This is a genomic window from Ruegeria sp. CDSA020 (genome assembly GCF_059612345.1).
Window position 1 is genome coordinate 294,220 of the sequence record NZ_JBXWQK010000006.1, and the last position, 17,697, is coordinate 311,916.

The following is a 17,697-nucleotide window of genomic DNA, read 5'->3' on the forward strand; positions in this document are numbered from 1 at the left end:
TCGGGGAGGTCTATTCCTCAGATATCCTTACCCGGCGGCTCCAACGGTCCGCCCGGAGCCATCAGGTGGCGCTCGGACAGCCAGGGGTTAAGCTCCAAAGCATGTGACAGTGCCGCACGGGCTTCATCAATCCGATGCAAGCCAAGCAGCGTTAGGGCGCGCCCGCTGATCGCCGCGACATGGTTCGGAGACAGCTCGATCGCCTTGTCCAGATCCGGCAACGCAGATGCGAAATCCTGGCTAAGATAATATGCAAAGGCGCGCTGATTGTACCCCTCGGCATAGTGCGGGCAGTATTCGATGAGCTTGTCAAACTCCTCGATGGCGCCCCGAAGGTCCCAGCCACTGCGGCGGGTCATACCCCGGTCCAGCACGGCCTGCGCAACAGCGTCGGGCGCATCGGTCCAGAACTCCCATAATTGATTGGAAAATGTCTGGGCTTCGGCCTCGTTTCCAACATCCTGAATTTGCGCGATTACGGCCGAGATGCTTTCGGTATGATCCGGCGAGGACGGGCATTCTTCAGACCAGGCGACACCCGGAGGGGCCGCCAACACTAGCAGAGGGAACACAAAACGCTTCATACGCGTATGGTGACGCGCTTGCGCAATTCGTCAACCCACCCTGTCCAAAGCGCCTGAAACAACGGTTTCCTTAACTGCCTCCATCGCCACAAAGGTCGAGGTATTCGCCACATGCGGAAGCGAGGATATCTTCTCAGCCAAAACGGCGCGGTATTCCGACATTGAACCAGTGCGGATTTTCAGCAGATAGTCGAAATTCGACGCGATCATATGGGCTTGCTCGATTTCGGGCACCTTGCGGACTGCGGCGTTAAACTCGGCCAGTGCCTTCTCTCTCGTGTCGGTCAGGCGCACCTCGACAAAAGCCACATGGTCCAGCCCCAGTCGGATCGGGTCCAGTAGGGCGCGATACCCGGTGATCACCCCGCTAGCCTCAAGTCGCTTTAGACGCGCCTGGGTTGGGGATTTCGACAGCCCGATCCGCCGCGCAAGGTCGGCAACTGATATGCGCCCATCCTCTGAGAGAATCGCCAAGATCGCTCGATCAAACCGATCCAAATTCGGAAAGTTCATTTGCACGGCATTATCCCCTAAATACAGTCTATCCGACCAGATGAATTAAAAAATACGGCAATCGTCCTGAGAAATCGACATTATATTCAACAAAAGCCTGGAGGATTCATGTCACACAGCCTGAGCACCCATATCGACAGCCAAACCTACGCTGATCAAACCGCCGTTCTCGACAATCTTATCGATCATGCCGCGCTGTCTGAAACTGATCGCGCCCAAATCTGTTCGGCGGCCGCCCAGCTGGTGCGTGATATCCGATCCAGCACGTCGCCCGGCATGATGGAGGTCTTTCTGGCCGAATATGGCCTGTCCACCGACGAGGGTGTGGCGCTGATGTGTCTGGCCGAAGCGCTGCTGCGCGTTCCGGATGCCGACACGATCGACGCACTGATCGAAGACAAGATCGCGCCGTCCGACTGGGGCAAGCATCTTGGGCAATCCTCCTCGCCGCTGGTGAATGCCTCGACCTGGGCGCTGATGCTGACCGGTAAAGTTCTCGACGACGGCAAGCCCTCGCCTGTCAGTGCCCTGCGAGGTGCGATCAAAAGACTGGGTGAACCGGTTATCCGCACGGCCGTCGGGCGCGCAATGAAGGAAATGGGCCGTCAGTTCGTGCTGGGCGAGACCATCCAGTCGGCCATGGAACGTGCCAGCGGGATGGAGGCCAAGGGCTATACCTATTCCTACGATATGCTGGGTGAAGCCGCACGGACCGAGGCCGACGCGGCCCGATATCATTTGTCTTATTCCCGTGCCATCACCGCCATTGCAGAGGCCTGCACCCATGATGACATTCGGGCCAATCCGGGCATCTCGGTCAAGCTGTCGGCGCTGCACCCCCGGTATGAGCTGGCCCAGGAACAGCGTGTGATGGCCGAGCTTGTCCCCCGCCTGCGCGCCCTGTGCCTTTTGGCCAAAGCCGCTGGCATGGGCCTGAATATCGACGCCGAAGAGGCCGACCGCCTGTCGCTGTCCCTGCAGGTCATCGAAGCGGTGATGGCCGAGCCTGCACTCGCAGGATGGGACGGGTTCGGAATTGTGGTTCAGGCCTATGGTCCGCGTGCTGGAATCGCACTGGACGCGCTCTATGGAATGGCCGAGCGTTATGACCGCAAACTGATGGTGCGGCTGGTCAAAGGCGCCTATTGGGATACCGAGATCAAGCGCGCTCAGGTAGAAGGCGTCGAGGGTTTTCCGGTGTTTACCAGCAAGGCCGTGACCGATGTCTCCTATATCGCCAATGCGCGAAAATTGCTGGGTATGACCGACCGGATTTACCCGCAGTTCGCCACCCATAACGCCCATACGGTCAGCGCCATTCTTCAGATGGCCACTGATCAGCCTTTCGAATTCCAGCGCCTGCACGGCATGGGGGAAACCCTGCACCATCTGGTTAAGGACGCAAACAACACACGCTGCCGCATATACGCGCCTGTCGGGGCCCATCGTGACTTGCTGGCCTACCTGGTGCGGCGACTGCTTGAGAATGGTGCGAACTCTTCATTCGTGAACCAAATCGTGGATGATACTGTTCCCCCGGAGGAGGTTGCAGCCGATCCGTTTCTCACTCTCCTCGAACCGGCGCTCCCCATTCCAACCGGACCCGAGCTGTTTCAACCCGAGCGGCCCAATTCGCAGGGGTTTGACCTACGGCACATTCCCACTTTGGACCGGGTCAACGCCGCGCGGGACGCGTTTCGGACGCATCACTGGTATGCGCGCCCGTTGTTGTCCGGCGATGCGCGGCCCGATGACGATCAGCCCATCGTCAACCCCGCACAGTCGCGGGATCGCCCCGGTGCTGTTGCCCCGGCCAGCGCACAAGATGTCGAGCTTGCTTTGACTGCAGCCACCCCCTGGCAGGTAGTGGCAGATCAACGCTCGCAGGTTCTGAACGCCGCCGCCGACCTTTACGAGACCCATTTCGGTGAGCTTTTCGCCCTGCTGGCCCGTGAGGCTGGTAAGTCCCTGCCCGATGCAGTCGCCGAACTGCGCGAGGCGGTAGATTTCCTGCGCTATTATGCGGCGAATATACCCGACGCAGAACCAGCGGGTGTGTTCACCTGCATCAGCCCGTGGAACTTTCCGCTGGCCATTTTCACCGGTCAAATATCCGCCGCTTTGGCCACTGGGAATGCGGTATTGGCAAAGCCCGCACCGCAGACACCATTGATCGCGCATCGCGCCGTTGAATTGCTGCACGAGGCCGGAGTGCCACGCAGGGCGCTACAGTTGCTGCCGGGCGGTCCATCGGTGGGCGCAGCCCTGACCTCGGACCCGAGGGTGTCGGGAGTGGCCTTTACCGGCTCGACCGGGACCGCCCTGAAAATCCGTGCGGCCATGGCCGGAAACTTGCGACCGGGAACGCCTCTGATCGCGGAAACCGGTGGCTTGAATGCGATGATCGTGGACAGCACCGCCCTGCCCGAACAGGCGGTTCAGTCGATCATCGAAAGCGCATTCCAATCAGCGGGACAAAGGTGCTCGGCGTTGCGCTGTCTTTATGTCCAAGAAGACATTGCCGATGATCTTCTGACCATGCTGACAGGGGCCATGGACGCGCTGCTGGTTGGCGATCCCTGGCTGATTTCAACCGATTGCGGCCCCGTGATCGACGAAGATGCCCGCCTTGGAATCGCTGATCACATCGCATTGGCACGGTCCGAAGGGCGTGTCCTGAAAGAGATGTCCGTCCCTGGCGACGGCACGTTCATCGCCCCAACCCTTATCGAAATCCCCGGCATTGCCGAGTTGGAGCGCGAGGTGTTTGGCCCCGTCCTGCATGTAGTGCGGTTCAATTCCTCGGAGTTGGATCAGATCATCGCCGATATCAACGCCACAGGATACGGGCTGACCTTTGGCCTGCACACACGGATCGACGACCGCGTTCAGCACATCACCGAAGCTGTTCATGCCGGAAACATCTACGTCAATCGCAACCAGATCGGCGCCATAGTTGGATCGCAACCCTTTGGCGGCGAGGGCCTGTCGGGGACCGGCCCAAAGGCGGGCGGGCCGAACTACCTGACCCGTTTCTGCGCCCCGGACCGGAAGGTCAGTCCCGAGCAATGGTCCACCGATATAACCGATCTACCATTGCCAGAAGGAAAATCTGCTGAGATCAAAGCCCGGTTGCTGCCCGGTCCGACGGGTGAATCGAACCGCCTGAGTGAATTCTCACGCGCACCGCTATTGTGTATGGGCCCCGGAGTTGAAGCCGCACAAGCGCAGGCCAACGCGGTCAAAGCACTGGGCGGGCGGGCTATCACTGCTATCGGCGCGTTAGACCTGCACCGGCTTGAAAACCTGACTGGATTCTCGGGCGTATTGTGGTGGGGCGACGACGCAACCGGTCAGGAAATCGAGCGTCATCTGTCCCGGCGTGCAGGCCCAATCATCCCTCTGATCCCCGGCCTGCCAGATCGCACCCGCGTTCTGGGAGAACGACATGTCTGTGTCGACACCACTGCTGCGGGTGGGAATGCCGCATTGCTGGGGGGTGCGGCCTAAACAGGCCTTGACGCTGGGCAGCCAACCGCCCAGCGTCGCACCATGTTTCCAATTCGTGACCATAACCCTTCGGGACGCACACCGTATGTCATCTATCTGTTGATGGCTGCAAATATCCTGATTTTCCTCAGCTATGCGGGAAGCATGGAGAACCAGCGGCTGATCACCCAGCTGTATACCGACTTTGCGGTGGTGCCCGCCCGGATTACGGACGGCTATACGCTTGAGACCCTCGTGACCTCGATGTTCCTGCATGGCGGCTGGATGCATCTGGCAGGAAACATGCTGTTCCTGTGGATCTTCGGCGACAACCTCGAAGACGAGATGGGCCACCTGCCCTTTCTGCTGTTCTATCTTGCCGCCGGTATCGGGGCCGGTCTGATCCACGTCGTCACAGCGCCACAATCTCTGGTCCCTACGATTGGTGCGTCTGGCGCAATAGCTGGCGTCATGGGTGGCTATTTGTTGATGTTCCCCAAAGCGCGCGTGGACATCCTGCTTGTTCTGGTGATCTATTTTCGTGTCTTCTCGATCCCGGCGTTTGTCATGCTAGGCGTGTGGCTGGGTATGCAGTTCATTGGGAGCCTGTCAAGCAACCCCGACGAGGGCGGCGTCGCCTATTGGGCCCATACCGGGGGCTTCCTTGTTGGTTTGCTCTTGTGCATACCCCTTTGGTTGCGGCGCGGTGCGAGTGACTATTGGAACCGCACCCATGGGCATCCGCCCCATCCAGAGCACAAATACAAGCTGTCACAATCCCGCATCCCCCGCATCCCGCGCCGGTAAGCGCCCACCGCTGAGCAAGGTAACCTCTTGCGCGGCGGCTTGTACCAATCCGCCCAATTCCGGCGCGCGTTCAGTGCTGAACCGGGCGGTAGGGCCAGATACGGAAATGCCCGCACAGGGTTCCCCCCGGTCGTTGAAGATGGCCGCACCGATGCATGACATCCCCTCGTATCGTTCCTCCCGATCATGCGACCACCCGCGGGCCCGGGTCTGATCAAGATCGCTTTGTAGTGCATCGCCGGGCACCAGTGTTTGAGGCGTGAAGACCTTTGTGTCCAACGTGCCCAGCGCCTTGATCAATGCAGCCTCGTTCAACGCGGCCAAGATCGCCTTACCGGTGCCCGAGGCATACATCGGTGTCCGCGCGCCCGGAGGAAAAAGGGCCCGGATCGGATTGGCCGTTTCGACCTGCCCCACAAACACCACTTCGGCCCCGTCCGGAACGGCTAGATTCGCCGTCTCGCCGCTATCTTGCATCAGCCGGCGTAAAATGGGCCTTCCGATTTCGATAACACCATTACGGCGTAGAAAGGACGCTCCGGTGCGATAGGTCTCGATCCCGATCATCCATTCTTGACGCTCTTCATCAAAGGCGACGAAACCGTGCTTCTGCAGCGTCACCAGAATTCGATGTGTTGTGGCCGTGGGCACATCAACTTCGCGCGCCAAATCGCTGAGTGCTGCGCGTTCCAGACGGGCCACTGTGGTCAAAACGCTCAGCGCCCGATCCAGCGATTGCATGGTCCCGGCCGAGCTTTCCTTGAACAGCGATTTTGGTCTGCCGCGTGGCCTTTTCTGCGTTTCCATCCCAGGCATTTCCTTTCAGCTGTCCAAAGTTTCTCGCGTCCGGATTTCTTGTACGTAAAAATGAAAAACGGAAAAGTTTAATATATCAGTAGCTTAATATTTATCTTCAATAAATGAAAATATTTTTCAAGAAAATTGCGTAATGCAGCTTTTTCCCAGACACTTATCTCCAAAGCAGAGGAACAAGCCATGTCGAACCAAAACCCGGTTTTCATTCCCGGCCCGACCAACATACCTGATAGATTGCGCCTGGCCATGCAGGTCCAGACGCAGGATCATCGCGCGCCGGACTTTGTCCAGACATTTGCACCCGTACTGGAAGACACCAAGAAGGTCTTTGATACCGCTGCGGCCCAGATCGTTACCTTTCCCGCCAGCGGCACAGGTGGATGGGAGGCTGCAATCACCAACACGCTCAGCCCCGGTGATAAGGTCCTGATAGCGCGCTATGGCGTTTTCAGCCACCGCTGGATTGATCTGTGCACACGTCACGGGCTTGACGTTCAGGTCATCGACTGCCCTTGGGGCAGCGGCGCTCCCGCTGACCAATTTCAGACGGTTCTGACTGGGGACAAAGCGCATGAAATTCGCGCCGTTCTGGTCACTCATAATGAAACGGCGACAGGGGTGCTTTCGGATATCGGGGCTGTAAGGCGGGCGATGGATACCGCCAATCATCCGGCGCTTTTGATGGTGGACTGCGTCAGCTCTTTGGCCTCTGTACCGTTTGAGTTCGACCGCTGGGGCGTCGACATCGCGGTTTCGGGATCGCAGAAGGGATTCATGCTGGCCACTGGCATGGCCATCCTTTGCGTCAGCCAGAAAGCGCTGGACGCGATGGAAACCGCAGAGCTGCACCGGACCTTTTTCGATTTCCGGGATATGATGGCGGCCAATGCGACCGGAGGGTTTCCCTATACACCACCCCTGCAACTGATCTACGGGCTGCGTGAAAGCCTGAAGATGCTGTTTGAAGAAGGCTTACCGAATGTTTACGCCCGTCATCATCGGCTTGCCGAGGGCGTCCGGCGCGCCGTCGATGCTTGGGGGCTGGAACTGGTTGCTCAATCGCCAGAACTTTACTCGGACACGGTCAGCGCAATCTACGTGCCCGAAGGGTTCGACAGCAACATTCTGACCGACCATGCCTTTAACACCTACGGGATGTCCTTTGGTGTTGGCTTGGGCCAGTTGCACGGCAAGGCGTTCCGTATTGGGCATCTGGGCAGTCTGACAGATGCGATGGTCCTGTCCGGGCTCTGTACGATCGAGATGGCAATGGCCGATCTAAGCTATCCGATCACATTGGGCTCTGGCGTCGCCGCAGCCCAGGAACACTTTCGCGCCACACCCGGCAACCGAACCGAGGTCGCGGCGTAAGGAGAATGACAATGTTGGATCACCCCTCTGCCGCGGATCTGACGATCGAGGACATGCGAGTCGCGCATGATCGGATCAAACCGCATATCCGCCGAACTCCGGTCATGGTTTCGGACCACCTGAATGACCTGACCGGCGCGCAGCTGTTCTTTAAATGCGAAAATTTCCAAGAAGCCGGGGCCTTTAAGGTGCGTGGGGCCTGCAACGCTGTATTCGGCCTTGCAGACCATTTGATGCCCAAGGGTGTCTGCACGCATTCCAGCGGCAACCACGCCTTGTCTTTGTCTTATGCGGCCGGCCGCCGCGGTATTCCGTGCAACGTGGTCATGCCGCGCACAGCCCCGCAGGCCAAGAAGGATGCAGTTCGCCGATATGGCGGTACAATCACCGAATGTGACCCTTCGACAAGCTCGCGCGAAGCAACATTTGCCGAGGTTCAGGCCCGAACCGGTGGCGAATTTGTTCACCCCTATAACGACCCGCGTGTGATTACCGGTCAGGCCACCTGCTCCGCCGAACTGCTGGAACAGACTGGTGGAATGGACGCCGTTATCGCGCCCATCGGCGGTGGCGGCATGATTTCAGGCACCTGTCTGACGGTTTCGAACCTTGCGCCCGAGACCGCAATTTATGCAGCGGAACCGGAACAGGCGGATGACGCCTACCGGTCCTTCAAGGCCGGTCATATCATCGCAGATGACGCCCCCAAGACAGTCGCGGATGGGCTGCTGGTGCCCCTGAAAGAAAACACCTGGCATTTCGTATCCAACCACGTGACCGATATTTTTACCGCCTCGGAAGAGGAAATCATCGAAGCGATGAAACTGACCTGGAAGCACCTGCGCGTGGTGATGGAGCCGTCTTCGGCGGTTCCTCTGGCAACCATTTTGAAGAACCCAGAGGTTTTCCGAGGCAAGCGCATTGGCGTCATCGTGACCGGTGGCAATGTAGACTTGGACAAACTGCCCTGGCTGAAAGGGTAAGGAGAAACAACATGAACAAGACCGTAAATTTTGAAGACCTCGAGGTCGGCTTCGACATCCCTGCCGCGATCGGCATGGACGAAAGCGAGATACAGACGCCTTGCCTGATCCTTGATCTGGACGCGCTAGAGAGCAACATCCGAAAGATGGGCGATTTCGCAAAGGCCCATGGGATGCGCCATCGTGTTCATGGCAAGATGCACAAATCGGTCGATGTGGCCAAGCTGCAGGAACGGTTGGGCGGTTCGGTCGGCGTCTGCTGTCAGAAAGTGTCGGAAGCCGAGGTATTTGCCCGTGGCGGCATTACGGACATCCTTGTATCCAACCAGGTGCGCGACCCGGCCAAGATTGACCGACTGGCACGGCTGCCCAATTTCGGCGCGCGTATCATTGTCTGCGTGGACGATATCGACAATATCTCCGACCTGTCGGCTGCCGCTTCGCGTCACGGCACAGAACTGGAAGTGTTCATCGAGATCGACTGCGGCGCAGGGCGCTGTGGTGTAACCACGACACCGGCGGTCATCGAGATTGCCAAAGCTGTGCAAGCAGCACCAAATCTGAAATTCACCGGCATTCAGGCCTATCAGGGTGCGATGCAACATCTCGACACCTATGAGGCCCGTAAAGAGAAGCTGGATGTTGCCATTGCCATGGTCAAAGACGCTGTCGCCGGGTTGAAAGCAGAAGGGATCGAGTGCGAACTGGTTTCGGGCGGCGGCACCGGTTCCTATTACTTCGAAAGTAACTCGGGCGTTTACAACGAATTGCAATGCGGCTCTTACGCCTTCATGGACGCGGATTATGGGCGGATTCTGGATCAGAACGGCCAGCGGATTGATCAGGGTGAATGGGAAAATGCGCTGTTCATCCTGACCAGCGTCATGAGCCACGCCAAAGCAGACAAGGCCATCTGCGACGCCGGCCTCAAGGCGCAGTCGGTCGATAGCGGCCTGCCCTTTGTGTTCGGGCGTGATGATGTCGAATACCTCAAGTGCTCGGACGAGCATGGGGTTATCGGGGATCCAGACGGCGTACTGAAGGTCAATGACAAGCTGCGGTTGGTGCCGGGCCATTGTGACCCCACCTGCAATGTCCATGATTGGTACGTGGGCGTACGGGGCGGCAAAGTCGAAGCCCTGTGGCCGGTCTCGGCCCGCGGGAAAGCCTATTGAGATGAGGGATGTTATGAAAAGCGACGGCCTGCTGATTGTAGGCGAAGATCTGTGTGAGAAACTGGTAGGACGCCAGCAGGCCTTTGACGCTGTACAAGCTGTGTTCAGTGCGATGGCTAAAGGTGGCGCGTGGAACTTTCCCGTTATCCGCGAGGCTTTGGGCCATGCCGACGCACTCTATGGGTTCAAATCGGGATTTGACCGCGACGGTCAGGTGCTGGGCCTCAAATCCGGTGGATACTGGCCGGGCAATGCGGCGAAGGGCCTGACCAACCACCAATCCACGGTGTTTCTGTTCGACCCCGATACCGGGCGATTGTCCGCGCTTGTCGGGGGCAATTACCTGACAGCGGTGCGCACAGCGGCCTCTTCGGCGGTTTCGATCGCGCATCTGGCGCGGCAAGACGCAAGAGTACTTGGTATGGTCGGGGCCGGACATCAGTCAACTTTCCAGCTGCGGGCGGCGGCGGAACAGCGCGACTTCGAAAAGGTCATTGCCTGGAACCCGCATCCCGACATGCTGCCCCGACTTGCAGCTGTGGCCACTGAGGTTGGGTTGGAATTCGAGGCCGTCAGCCAACAGGAGCTTGGCGCACAAGCGGATGTGATCATCACCATCACCTCGGCTTTTGAGCCGCTCTTGATGAAAGACTGGATCAAGCCCGGCACGCATCTGGCTTGCATGGGCACCGACACCAAAGGCAAACAGGAGGTTGACGCGGATCTCGTCGCCGCGGCGTCTGTCTTTACCGACGAGGTCGCCCAGTCCGTGACAATCGGCGAGGCCCAACATGCCATCAGCCTTGGCGCCTTGACCGAGGATGCAATCGCGCCCATCGGCGCCGTCATCAATGGTGACCACCCCGGTCGGACAAGCGACGATCAGATCACTCTGTTTGATGGAACCGGGGTCGGGTTGCAGGATCTTGCAGTCGCCTCTGTCGCTGCAAGATTGGCTGAAGAGGCCGATCTAGCCCAGCGCGCGACCCTCTGAAACGAAAAAGCGCGCCTCAATCGGGCGCGCTTGCTTGACCTGTCTGTTGGTGGCTCAGCCCCGGATGACCTTGGAAAACTGATCAAAGATGGGCTCGTTGGAACAGATGACCTCGCCATCCTCCAGCACGTTACCTTCCGGGTTCAAAGCCTGCACAAAGCCACCAGCCTCTTTCACGATGATGATCCCGGCGGCAACATCCCAGGCATTCAGACGGCGTTCCCAAAAGCCTTCATACCGGCCAGCAGCAACATAAGCCATGTCCAGCGCTGCTGCGCCCCACCGACGTACACCGGCGCAGACTGGCATCAGACGCGCCAGATCCTGCAGGGTCGCAGGCAAGTCAGACCGTCCGCCAAAAGGCAGCCCGGTCGAAAAGATCGACTCGATCATGCGGTGACGACCCGAAACGCGGATACGGGTGTCGTTCATCCAGGCGCCTTCGCCATTTTCTGCAAAGAACATCTCGTCCTTGGCGGCGTCATAGATCACACCGGCAACAATTTTGCCTTTATGTTCCAACGCGATCGAGATCGCCCAGTGCGGCAGGCCGTGCAGAAAATTCGTGGTGCCATCCAGCGGATCCACAATCCAGTGGCGGGTGGGATCTTCGCCGGCAATCTCGCCGCCCTCTTCGGCCAGCCAGCCATAGGTCGGGCGCGCGCCAAGCAGTTCCTCTTTCAGGATCGCCTCGGCTGCAATGTCTGCCTTGGACACAAAATCCCCGGCGCCTTTCATCGACACCTGAAGGTTCTCGACTTCACGAAAATCCTTGACCAGTGAACGCCCCGCTTTGCGCGCGGCTTTGATCATGATGTTGAGGTTTGCACTGCCAACCATTGTCCAAAGGCTCCTGTCCGGTCAAACCGCGCGTATACTGGGGCAATGCGCCCTTGCCAAGAGGAATGATACGCAAAGCAGTCCCGCGTTTTGTGCCTATTGCTCCTGCAGCTTGCGCGCCTCGGTTTTGGCCAGCTTGATCAGCTCTTGCACAAAGGGTTTCTCAAGGTCCTCGGTGCGCACTGCAGCATAAAGGCGACGTGTTACGCCCGCCTTGGTCAGCGGGCGGGTAACATAGTCGGAATTATACTTCACCTCACGCACGACCCAGTCCGGCAGCACCGAAATCCCCCGGTTCGACGCGACCAGCAACAGGATCACAGCGGTCAGCTCAACCTGCCGGATTGCGGCCGGTTCAACCCGCGCAGGGATCAGCAGCTGGCTGAATACATCCAACCGTGTACGTTCGACCGGATAGGTAATCAGGGTCTGGCCCCGAAAATCTTCGGCCTCAATGAACTCTTTCTGGGCAAGCGGGTGTGTCGAAGCCGCGACAAACACTGCGTCATAGTCAAAGAGTTCGATGAATTCGACACCGGGCAGATCTTCTGGGTCCGAGGAAACGACCAGATCGACCTCTTCTTTTTGCAAAGCCGGCAAGGCATCAAAGGCTAGGCCGGGGCGGATATCGACATCCACATCGCCCCAGGATTTACGAAAGGATTCCAGCACCGGGAACAGCCACTCAAAACAGGCGTGGCATTCAATGGCGATATGCATACGGCCCGTGCGCCCGTCGCGCAAAGAAGAGAACTCCTGCTGTGTCGCCTCGACCTGCGGCAGGATCTGCTCGGCCAGGCGTAACAGCCGCAAACCGGCCGCCGAAAGTTTCATCGGTTTGGACCGGCGCAAGAACAATTCGACCCCGGCCTGATCCTCTAGGCCTTTGATTTGATGGCTCAACGCAGATTGAGTGATGTTCAGTTGATCTGCGGCACGGGCAAGCCCGCCACATTCATGGATCGCCTTGATCGTACGCAGGTGGCGGAATTCGATATGCATTGCGTGGAGCTCATGTTGTTCTTGAATAATATGAGTTTGTCTCACAATGCGTAAGCTGGCACAAGGGTCAGAGATTTCACCCGTGAGGCCGAGATGACAAGACCAGAAGTTTCATTTGAATTTTTCCCGCCACAGACACTTGAGGCTTCATTCCGCCTTTGGGATACGGTGCAAACACTGGCACCGCTTGAACCGCGCTTTGTTTCTGTCACCTATGGCGCGGGGGGCACCACGCGCGAGCTGACGCGCGATGCGGTGGCCACACTGCACAAGTCCTCTGGCCTGCCTGTTGCTGCACATCTGACTTGTGTGGATGCGTCACGTCAGGAAACACTGGAAATCGCAGATACCTTTGCTCGGGCGGGCGTGGAGAACATCGTCGCCTTGCGCGGCGATCCGCCCAAGGGTCAGGATCGGTTCGCGCCGCACCCGGAAGGGTTCGCGGACTCGGTCGAATTAATCGAAGCACTGGCAGAAACCGAGATGTTCAGCATCCGTGTTGGCGCCTATCCAGACAAACACCCCGAAGCACGGGATTTTTCCGCCGATGTCGATTGGCTAAAGGCCAAGCTGGACGCTGGGGCCGACGAAGCCCTGACACAGTTCTTCTTTGAGGCCGAGACCTTTTTCCGTTTCCGCGATGCCTGTGAAAAGGCAGGAATCGACAAGCCCATCGTTCCGGGCATCCTGCCAATCGAAAACTGGAAAGGGGCGCGCAACTTTGCCCGCAGATGCGGGACACATATTCCGGATTGGATCGAGAATGCCTTTGAGAAGGCCATTCGTGACGACCGCGAAGACCTGCTGGCCACCGCATTGTGCACAGAACTTTGTTCAGACCTGATCGAGGGCGGAGTGGACAAGCTCCACTTTTACACCCTGAACCGGCCGGAACTGACCCGGGATGTGTGCTTTGCCCTTGGAGTCACACCAAAGGCCGAGCTTCAGAACGTCGCTTGATATCCGCTTGTTTCAGACTGTGCACCCGGGGCTAAAACCCAGGGTGTTTTTGTGGAACAAGTTGGGATTGCCCTGCCTAACAGGGGCCACTTGAACAATCCAACTGAAGCCTTAATCATTGTCGCGATAAACCGTTCAATTCTGTTACAAATTTGACTTTAGCAACCGCCCATTCATTGTGGGGCCGTATAGTTTGTTTATGAGTGAATTTAGTATGGAACCTTTTGACAAGGTTAGTGCCCGCGCCAATGCATTCGGCACACTTGGTCTGGCTCAAAGCGCCAGTTCAGATGACATTCGAGAAGCCTGGCGCGACATCGCATTCGAAGCCCACCCCGATAAGAATGGCGGAGACGGTGCGGCCTTGGCCAACGCCAAGGCGGCCTATGATTTGCTGCGCAGCGAGGGGCTGGCCGGGAAAGGTCTGGCGGGCTCGGCGGCGGGGAAACCACGCCGCCCCCGATTGCGCAAACGCGTTATTCAGCTGGAAACCCAAGATATTGATGCCTGTCGTGCAATGTTGAATACGGCGCTGCCCCACTTGCAGGACTCCCCGGACACCCCAGCGGACAGTCAAGATGCGGATCGCCTGCAAGATGCTGACCACATTCCGGACGCTGTCGGCTTGCATGGCCGCAACCTGACTTATTTCATTTCCGCACCTGTCTGCGAAGGTGCTAACCGCGTCGCATTGCCGACAAGTGTTCTTGCTGGCTCCAAGCGCGTCAAGACAGAGATTCTGAGCTTTCAGTCCAAAGATGCGGGCACTGGCGAAGTTGTCGTACCCGTTGCGCTTGCGACCAAGAAATTTCCGGGCGCCCGCAGCGTACGGATCAGATTCAACGCCGACCAGCAAACACAGGATGAGTACTGGTTGGCCGGATGACAAACAAAAAGCCCGGCAAATCAATGCCGGGCTCTGCATCCGTTGCAGAAATCTCAGTTTGCGACAGGGCCTTCGGAGGTAAACTTCGGGATCACGCTGCTGGAGGCCCCGTCGGCCTCGATGCCCGGCCAGTTTCCTTCAGCCAGATTGATATTGCCGGGAATATCTTCTTCAAAGAACCCGACAACCACATCGGTAATGTTCAGATACAGCTTGTCATCAACAATCCGCCACAGGTTCGGGTTCGCAGGCACCTTACCGCCGCGTGACACGCCATAGGCGCAGTGACCGTCATATTGCGGCGCATAATAAGCAGGGTTTTCCAAGAACTTGTCCCGGTTCTCTTCGGTCGAGAATGCCCAGGTAACGCCGTTGTATTCGGCCGTAATATCTGACCTTCCGCGGACGGCTTCGGGCTGTGATTGACCGACAGCAACCTGATCCAGACTGCGATAGGCAACCACGTCATATCCCGACACCGCATAGCCGGTGCCGTCCACATACTGATCACCTGCAAGGGCAGGCATGGCAAATGCCAAGGTCGCAGCTAAGGTCCAGGCAAGTCGTTTCATAAGGGCGGTCCTTTTTTATTGGATGGATGATCGGCCCGGAATACGGGGCTGTGCAGAGAATAGGTGATTCCTCGATCGAACGCAGTCCCGCTCGCGTCGCTGTGACATCGAATGAGAAAACGTGAAGTCTTTTGCACTGAATGTTACAAAATCTTCCCAACGGGCAGGGTTGGACTTTGCCCTTTGCAATATTAGCTGTTGAAGCGAACGGATAATTCACCCGAACTTTGCTGAGAAAGGCAAGAAATGAGCGAGCAATCGACCTATACGCCCCCGATGGTCTGGACATGGGACAGCCAAAACGGCGGACAATTCGCTAATATCAACCGCCCGATTGCGGGGGCAACTCATGACAAGGATTTGCCTGCTGGGCACCATCCTCTGCAGCTCTATTCGCTTGCCACTCCGAACGGGGTAAAAGTAACCGTCATGCTGGAAGAGCTTCTGGCGCTAGGCCATGAAGAGGCCGAGTATAACGCTTGGCTGATCAACATCGGCGAGGGAGATCAGTTTAGTTCGGGCTTTGTAGAGGCCAACCCGAACTCGAAGATCCCTGCCCTGTGGGATCGGTCCGGTGAAAAACCAGTGCGCGTGTTCGAAAGTGCCTCAATTCTGTTTCACCTAGCTGAAAGGTTCAACGCATTCCTACCCGAATCCGGGCCAGAACGGACAGAGGTGATGAACTGGGTTTTCTGGCAAATGGGCAGTGCACCATATCTGGGTGGCGGGTTTGGCCATTTCTACGCCTATGCGCCCGAGAAATGGGAATATCCCATCAACCGCTTTGCCATGGAAACCAAGCGGCAGCTGGATGTTCTGGATCGGGAGCTGTCCGAGAAAACCTATATCGCAGGCGAGGATTACTCTATCGCCGATATCGCGATCTGGCCCTGGTACGGACAACTGGTTCTTGGGCGCCTGTACAGCGCAGCCGAGTTCCTAGACGTCGAATCCTACAAGAACGTCATGCGCTGGGCCAAGGAGATTGACGCCCGTCCCGCCGTGAAACGCGGTCGCATGGTCAATCGTGCCTTCGGCGAAAAGCATACACAGCTTCACGAACGCCACGAGGCCGGCGACTTTGAAACGCGCACACAGGACAAGCTGGAGCCGGCAGCCGAGTAAACAAACCGGGCTTCGCGGATCAATCTGCGAAGCCCCATTCTGCCATTACTTAAGCAAAGGCGGTTTATCCGGATCGCGCCCAGGAGCGATATGCGCATTCACACGCGCCTCAGGCTGCGGCAGATCGTACCGCAAACCCACCCGCGCCAAAGACGCTGCGGCCGTGTCACTTGATTTGAAAAAACCTACGTCCATTGCCCCAGCTTCGACCCCGGAAAAGGTAAGCGCTTCGGACGCGGCCTTAGCCAGAGCTGCCTCTGCCCCTTCGACGGCATCGACAAAACCCAGCAAATGCCCGAACCCACCTTCAGCCGTTTTGGTGCTGACCAGATAGGCGGCTTGCGCCAACCCAATGGCCGTAGCCAGCTTGGCGTCCAAAGCTGTCAGCAGTTCGTCAGGCAGCCCCGATGGAGCCAAGAACTCGGACAGGTGCTGTTGCACCTCTTCGGGACCATGCTGCAAAGTTTCCACCAACCAGCCCAATGCCTCGGGCGGGATCAACATCGAGGACGGGGCAACCTCAAGGTTCAACCCCAGCCCGATCCCCTGCCCCGACAACATAGACGATAAAACCCGCCCCGACAGCGCAACATAGGGTACCGGGCGGTCTGCGAAGCGGGCCAGCCGGTCTTCGCGATCGAAAGCCAGCACAAAACGCCCGTCTGCCACGTCGAACAATTCGGGCGAAATATTCTCGTTCTTTGCCTCTTCCGTCAGCATCAGGAACAGCTCACTGTCAGCCAGCCGCTCAAAGAAACGCAGACGGGCCGCATCATCCTGCGGAGCGGCCTCAGCCGCGGCATGGGCGGCGTCCAGAGCCGAAATCTCAGTCATTCAGAACCTCTTGCACCCGTGCGCGCAAAACCGGCAACAGATCGGCTTCGAACCACGGGTTTTTCTTCATCCATGCCGTATTCCGCCAGGACGGATGAGGCAAGGCAAAGACCCGCGGCGCATAGTCCCGCCAGTTGCGGACGGTTTCGGTGACTGACCCACGTGACTTCAGGTGATATCTATGGGCGTGCCCCCCGACAAGAATGGTCAACGGCACAGGCCCAAGATCCGCCATGACCCGATCATGCCAAGTCTGACCGCATACTGGCGGAGGAGGCAAATCTGCCTTGCGCGCATCATAGCCGGGAAAGCAAAACGCCATTGGAACGATCGAGACACGTGAACGGTCATAAAACAGCTCCTCATCAACACCCAACCACGCCCGAAGCCGATCACCGGAAGGGTCGGTAAAAGGGCGACCCGACGCATGCACACGTGCCCCCGGAGCCTGACCACAGACCAAAATAGGCGTGTCTTTGCGGAACCAGACAATGGGTCTTGGTTCATGCGCGGTTTCGGTTGCCGCAAATCGGTCGGCACAAATACGGCAGGCCTCTATTTCTTTTTCGAGTGGGTTCATGAGATCGCAATCAGTGCCGCATCAGATGGTTGGTGTTCGTAAAGCAAGATAAGTAACACACTTCCAGACACCAACAGATGCAAAAGTCACATTACCAAAAACGACCCCCGGAACGCATTGATCATTTGTTTCATAATTCGACATAATGTGGCCTATATGGCGCCGT

Annotated in this window: 17 protein-coding genes; 9 read left to right on the forward strand and 8 right to left on the reverse strand. The window is 57.9% G+C overall.

Annotated features, from left to right (window positions below):
• Window positions 1-17 precede the first annotated feature (17 nt).
• The gene (locus AC2FJW_RS13010) at window positions 18-584 is read right to left on the reverse strand and encodes a tetratricopeptide repeat protein (RefSeq protein ID WP_271949329.1); all 567 of its coding nucleotides are present in this window, start codon (window positions 582-584) and stop codon (window positions 18-20) included.
• A gap of 30 nt (window positions 585-614) precedes the next feature.
• A complete protein-coding gene (locus AC2FJW_RS13015) occupies window positions 615-1,097 on the reverse strand; it encodes an Lrp/AsnC family transcriptional regulator (protein WP_496750268.1) in 483 nt (160 codons plus the stop codon).
• Between the two features lie 108 nt (window positions 1,098-1,205).
• On the opposite strand from AC2FJW_RS13015, the gene putA reads away from it, so the two are divergent.
• Both putA and AC2FJW_RS13025 read left to right on the forward strand, forming a co-directional pair.
• A complete protein-coding gene (gene putA, locus AC2FJW_RS13020) occupies window positions 1,206-4,607 on the forward strand; it encodes a bifunctional proline dehydrogenase/L-glutamate gamma-semialdehyde dehydrogenase PutA (protein WP_496750269.1) in 3,402 nt (1,133 codons plus the stop codon).
• A gap of 42 nt (window positions 4,608-4,649) precedes the next feature.
• Window positions 4,650-5,393: a rhomboid family intramembrane serine protease gene (locus AC2FJW_RS13025; RefSeq protein WP_496694740.1), complete on the forward strand. Its 744-nt coding sequence runs from the start codon at window positions 4,650-4,652 to the stop codon at window positions 5,391-5,393.
• Here the strand turns inward: AC2FJW_RS13025 and AC2FJW_RS13030 are convergent.
• Window positions 5,358-6,200, reverse strand: a complete 843-nt coding sequence (locus AC2FJW_RS13030) for an IclR family transcriptional regulator (protein WP_496750270.1) — start codon at window positions 6,198-6,200, stop codon at window positions 5,358-5,360. The genes AC2FJW_RS13025 and AC2FJW_RS13030 overlap by 36 nt on opposite strands.
• Before the next feature lie 189 nt (window positions 6,201-6,389).
• Between AC2FJW_RS13030 and bhcA the strand changes: the two genes are divergently transcribed.
• The 4 genes from bhcA to bhcD are packed head-to-tail and all read left to right on the forward strand — an operon-like array spanning window position 6,390 to window position 10,732.
• Window positions 6,390-7,580 carry an L-aspartate--glyoxylate aminotransferase BhcA gene (gene bhcA / locus AC2FJW_RS13035; RefSeq protein ID WP_496750271.1) on the forward strand — a complete coding sequence of 397 codons (1,191 nt, stop codon included), beginning with the start codon at window positions 6,390-6,392 and terminating at the stop codon, window positions 7,578-7,580.
• A gap of 11 nt (window positions 7,581-7,591) precedes the next feature.
• Window positions 7,592-8,563, forward strand: coding sequence for a beta-hydroxyaspartate dehydratase BhcB (gene bhcB / locus AC2FJW_RS13040; RefSeq protein ID WP_496694737.1), 972 nt, complete (start codon window positions 7,592-7,594; stop codon window positions 8,561-8,563).
• Window positions 8,564-8,574: 11 nt separating this feature from the next.
• Window positions 8,575-9,738: a 3-hydroxy-D-aspartate aldolase BhcC gene (gene bhcC, locus AC2FJW_RS13045; protein WP_496750272.1), complete on the forward strand. Its 1,164-nt coding sequence runs from the start codon at window positions 8,575-8,577 to the stop codon at window positions 9,736-9,738.
• Between the two features lie 13 nt (window positions 9,739-9,751).
• Window positions 9,752-10,732, forward strand: a complete 981-nt coding sequence (bhcD, locus tag AC2FJW_RS13050) for an iminosuccinate reductase BhcD (protein ID WP_496694735.1) — start codon at window positions 9,752-9,754, stop codon at window positions 10,730-10,732.
• Between the two features lie 54 nt (window positions 10,733-10,786).
• Here the strand turns inward: bhcD and AC2FJW_RS13055 are convergent, their stop codons facing one another.
• Entirely contained in the window at window positions 10,787-11,572 is a 786-nt protein-coding gene (locus tag AC2FJW_RS13055; RefSeq protein ID WP_496750273.1) for an inositol monophosphatase family protein, read from the reverse strand.
• 96 nt (window positions 11,573-11,668) lie between these two features.
• On the reverse strand, window positions 11,669-12,574 hold the full coding sequence (locus AC2FJW_RS13060) for a LysR family transcriptional regulator (RefSeq protein ID WP_496701538.1): 906 nt from the start codon (window positions 12,572-12,574) through the stop codon (window positions 11,669-11,671).
• 93 nt (window positions 12,575-12,667) lie between these two features.
• Between AC2FJW_RS13060 and metF the strand changes: the two genes are divergently transcribed.
• The gene (gene metF, locus AC2FJW_RS13065; RefSeq protein ID WP_496706658.1) at window positions 12,668-13,534 is read left to right on the forward strand and encodes a methylenetetrahydrofolate reductase [NAD(P)H]; all 867 of its coding nucleotides are present in this window, start codon (window positions 12,668-12,670) and stop codon (window positions 13,532-13,534) included.
• A gap of 214 nt (window positions 13,535-13,748) precedes the next feature.
• Window positions 13,749-14,420, forward strand: a complete 672-nt coding sequence (locus AC2FJW_RS13070) for a J domain-containing protein (RefSeq protein ID WP_282021502.1) — start codon at window positions 13,749-13,751, stop codon at window positions 14,418-14,420.
• A 53-nt stretch (window positions 14,421-14,473) separates the two neighbouring features.
• On the opposite strand, the gene AC2FJW_RS13075 is transcribed toward AC2FJW_RS13070, so the two are convergent.
• Window positions 14,474-14,992 carry a YHS domain-containing (seleno)protein gene (locus tag AC2FJW_RS13075; RefSeq protein ID WP_496689615.1) on the reverse strand — a complete coding sequence of 173 codons (519 nt, stop codon included), beginning with the start codon at window positions 14,990-14,992 and terminating at the stop codon, window positions 14,474-14,476.
• Window positions 14,993-15,238: 246 nt separating this feature from the next.
• Between AC2FJW_RS13075 and yghU the strand changes: the two genes are divergently transcribed.
• Window positions 15,239-16,117, forward strand: coding sequence for a glutathione-dependent disulfide-bond oxidoreductase (gene yghU, locus AC2FJW_RS13080; RefSeq protein ID WP_496750274.1), 879 nt, complete (start codon window positions 15,239-15,241; stop codon window positions 16,115-16,117).
• A 45-nt stretch (window positions 16,118-16,162) separates the two neighbouring features.
• Here the strand turns inward: yghU and AC2FJW_RS13085 are convergent, their stop codons facing one another.
• Both AC2FJW_RS13085 and AC2FJW_RS13090 read right to left on the reverse strand, forming a co-directional pair.
• The gene (locus AC2FJW_RS13085) at window positions 16,163-16,951 is read right to left on the reverse strand and encodes an SseB family protein (RefSeq protein WP_281972684.1); all 789 of its coding nucleotides are present in this window, start codon (window positions 16,949-16,951) and stop codon (window positions 16,163-16,165) included.
• Complete coding sequence (locus AC2FJW_RS13090; RefSeq protein WP_282027571.1) at window positions 16,944-17,531, reverse strand: uracil-DNA glycosylase family protein; 588 nt, start codon at window positions 17,529-17,531, stop codon at window positions 16,944-16,946. Before AC2FJW_RS13090 ends, AC2FJW_RS13085 begins: the two co-directional genes overlap by 8 nt.
• Between the last annotated feature and the right edge of the window lie 166 nt (window positions 17,532-17,697).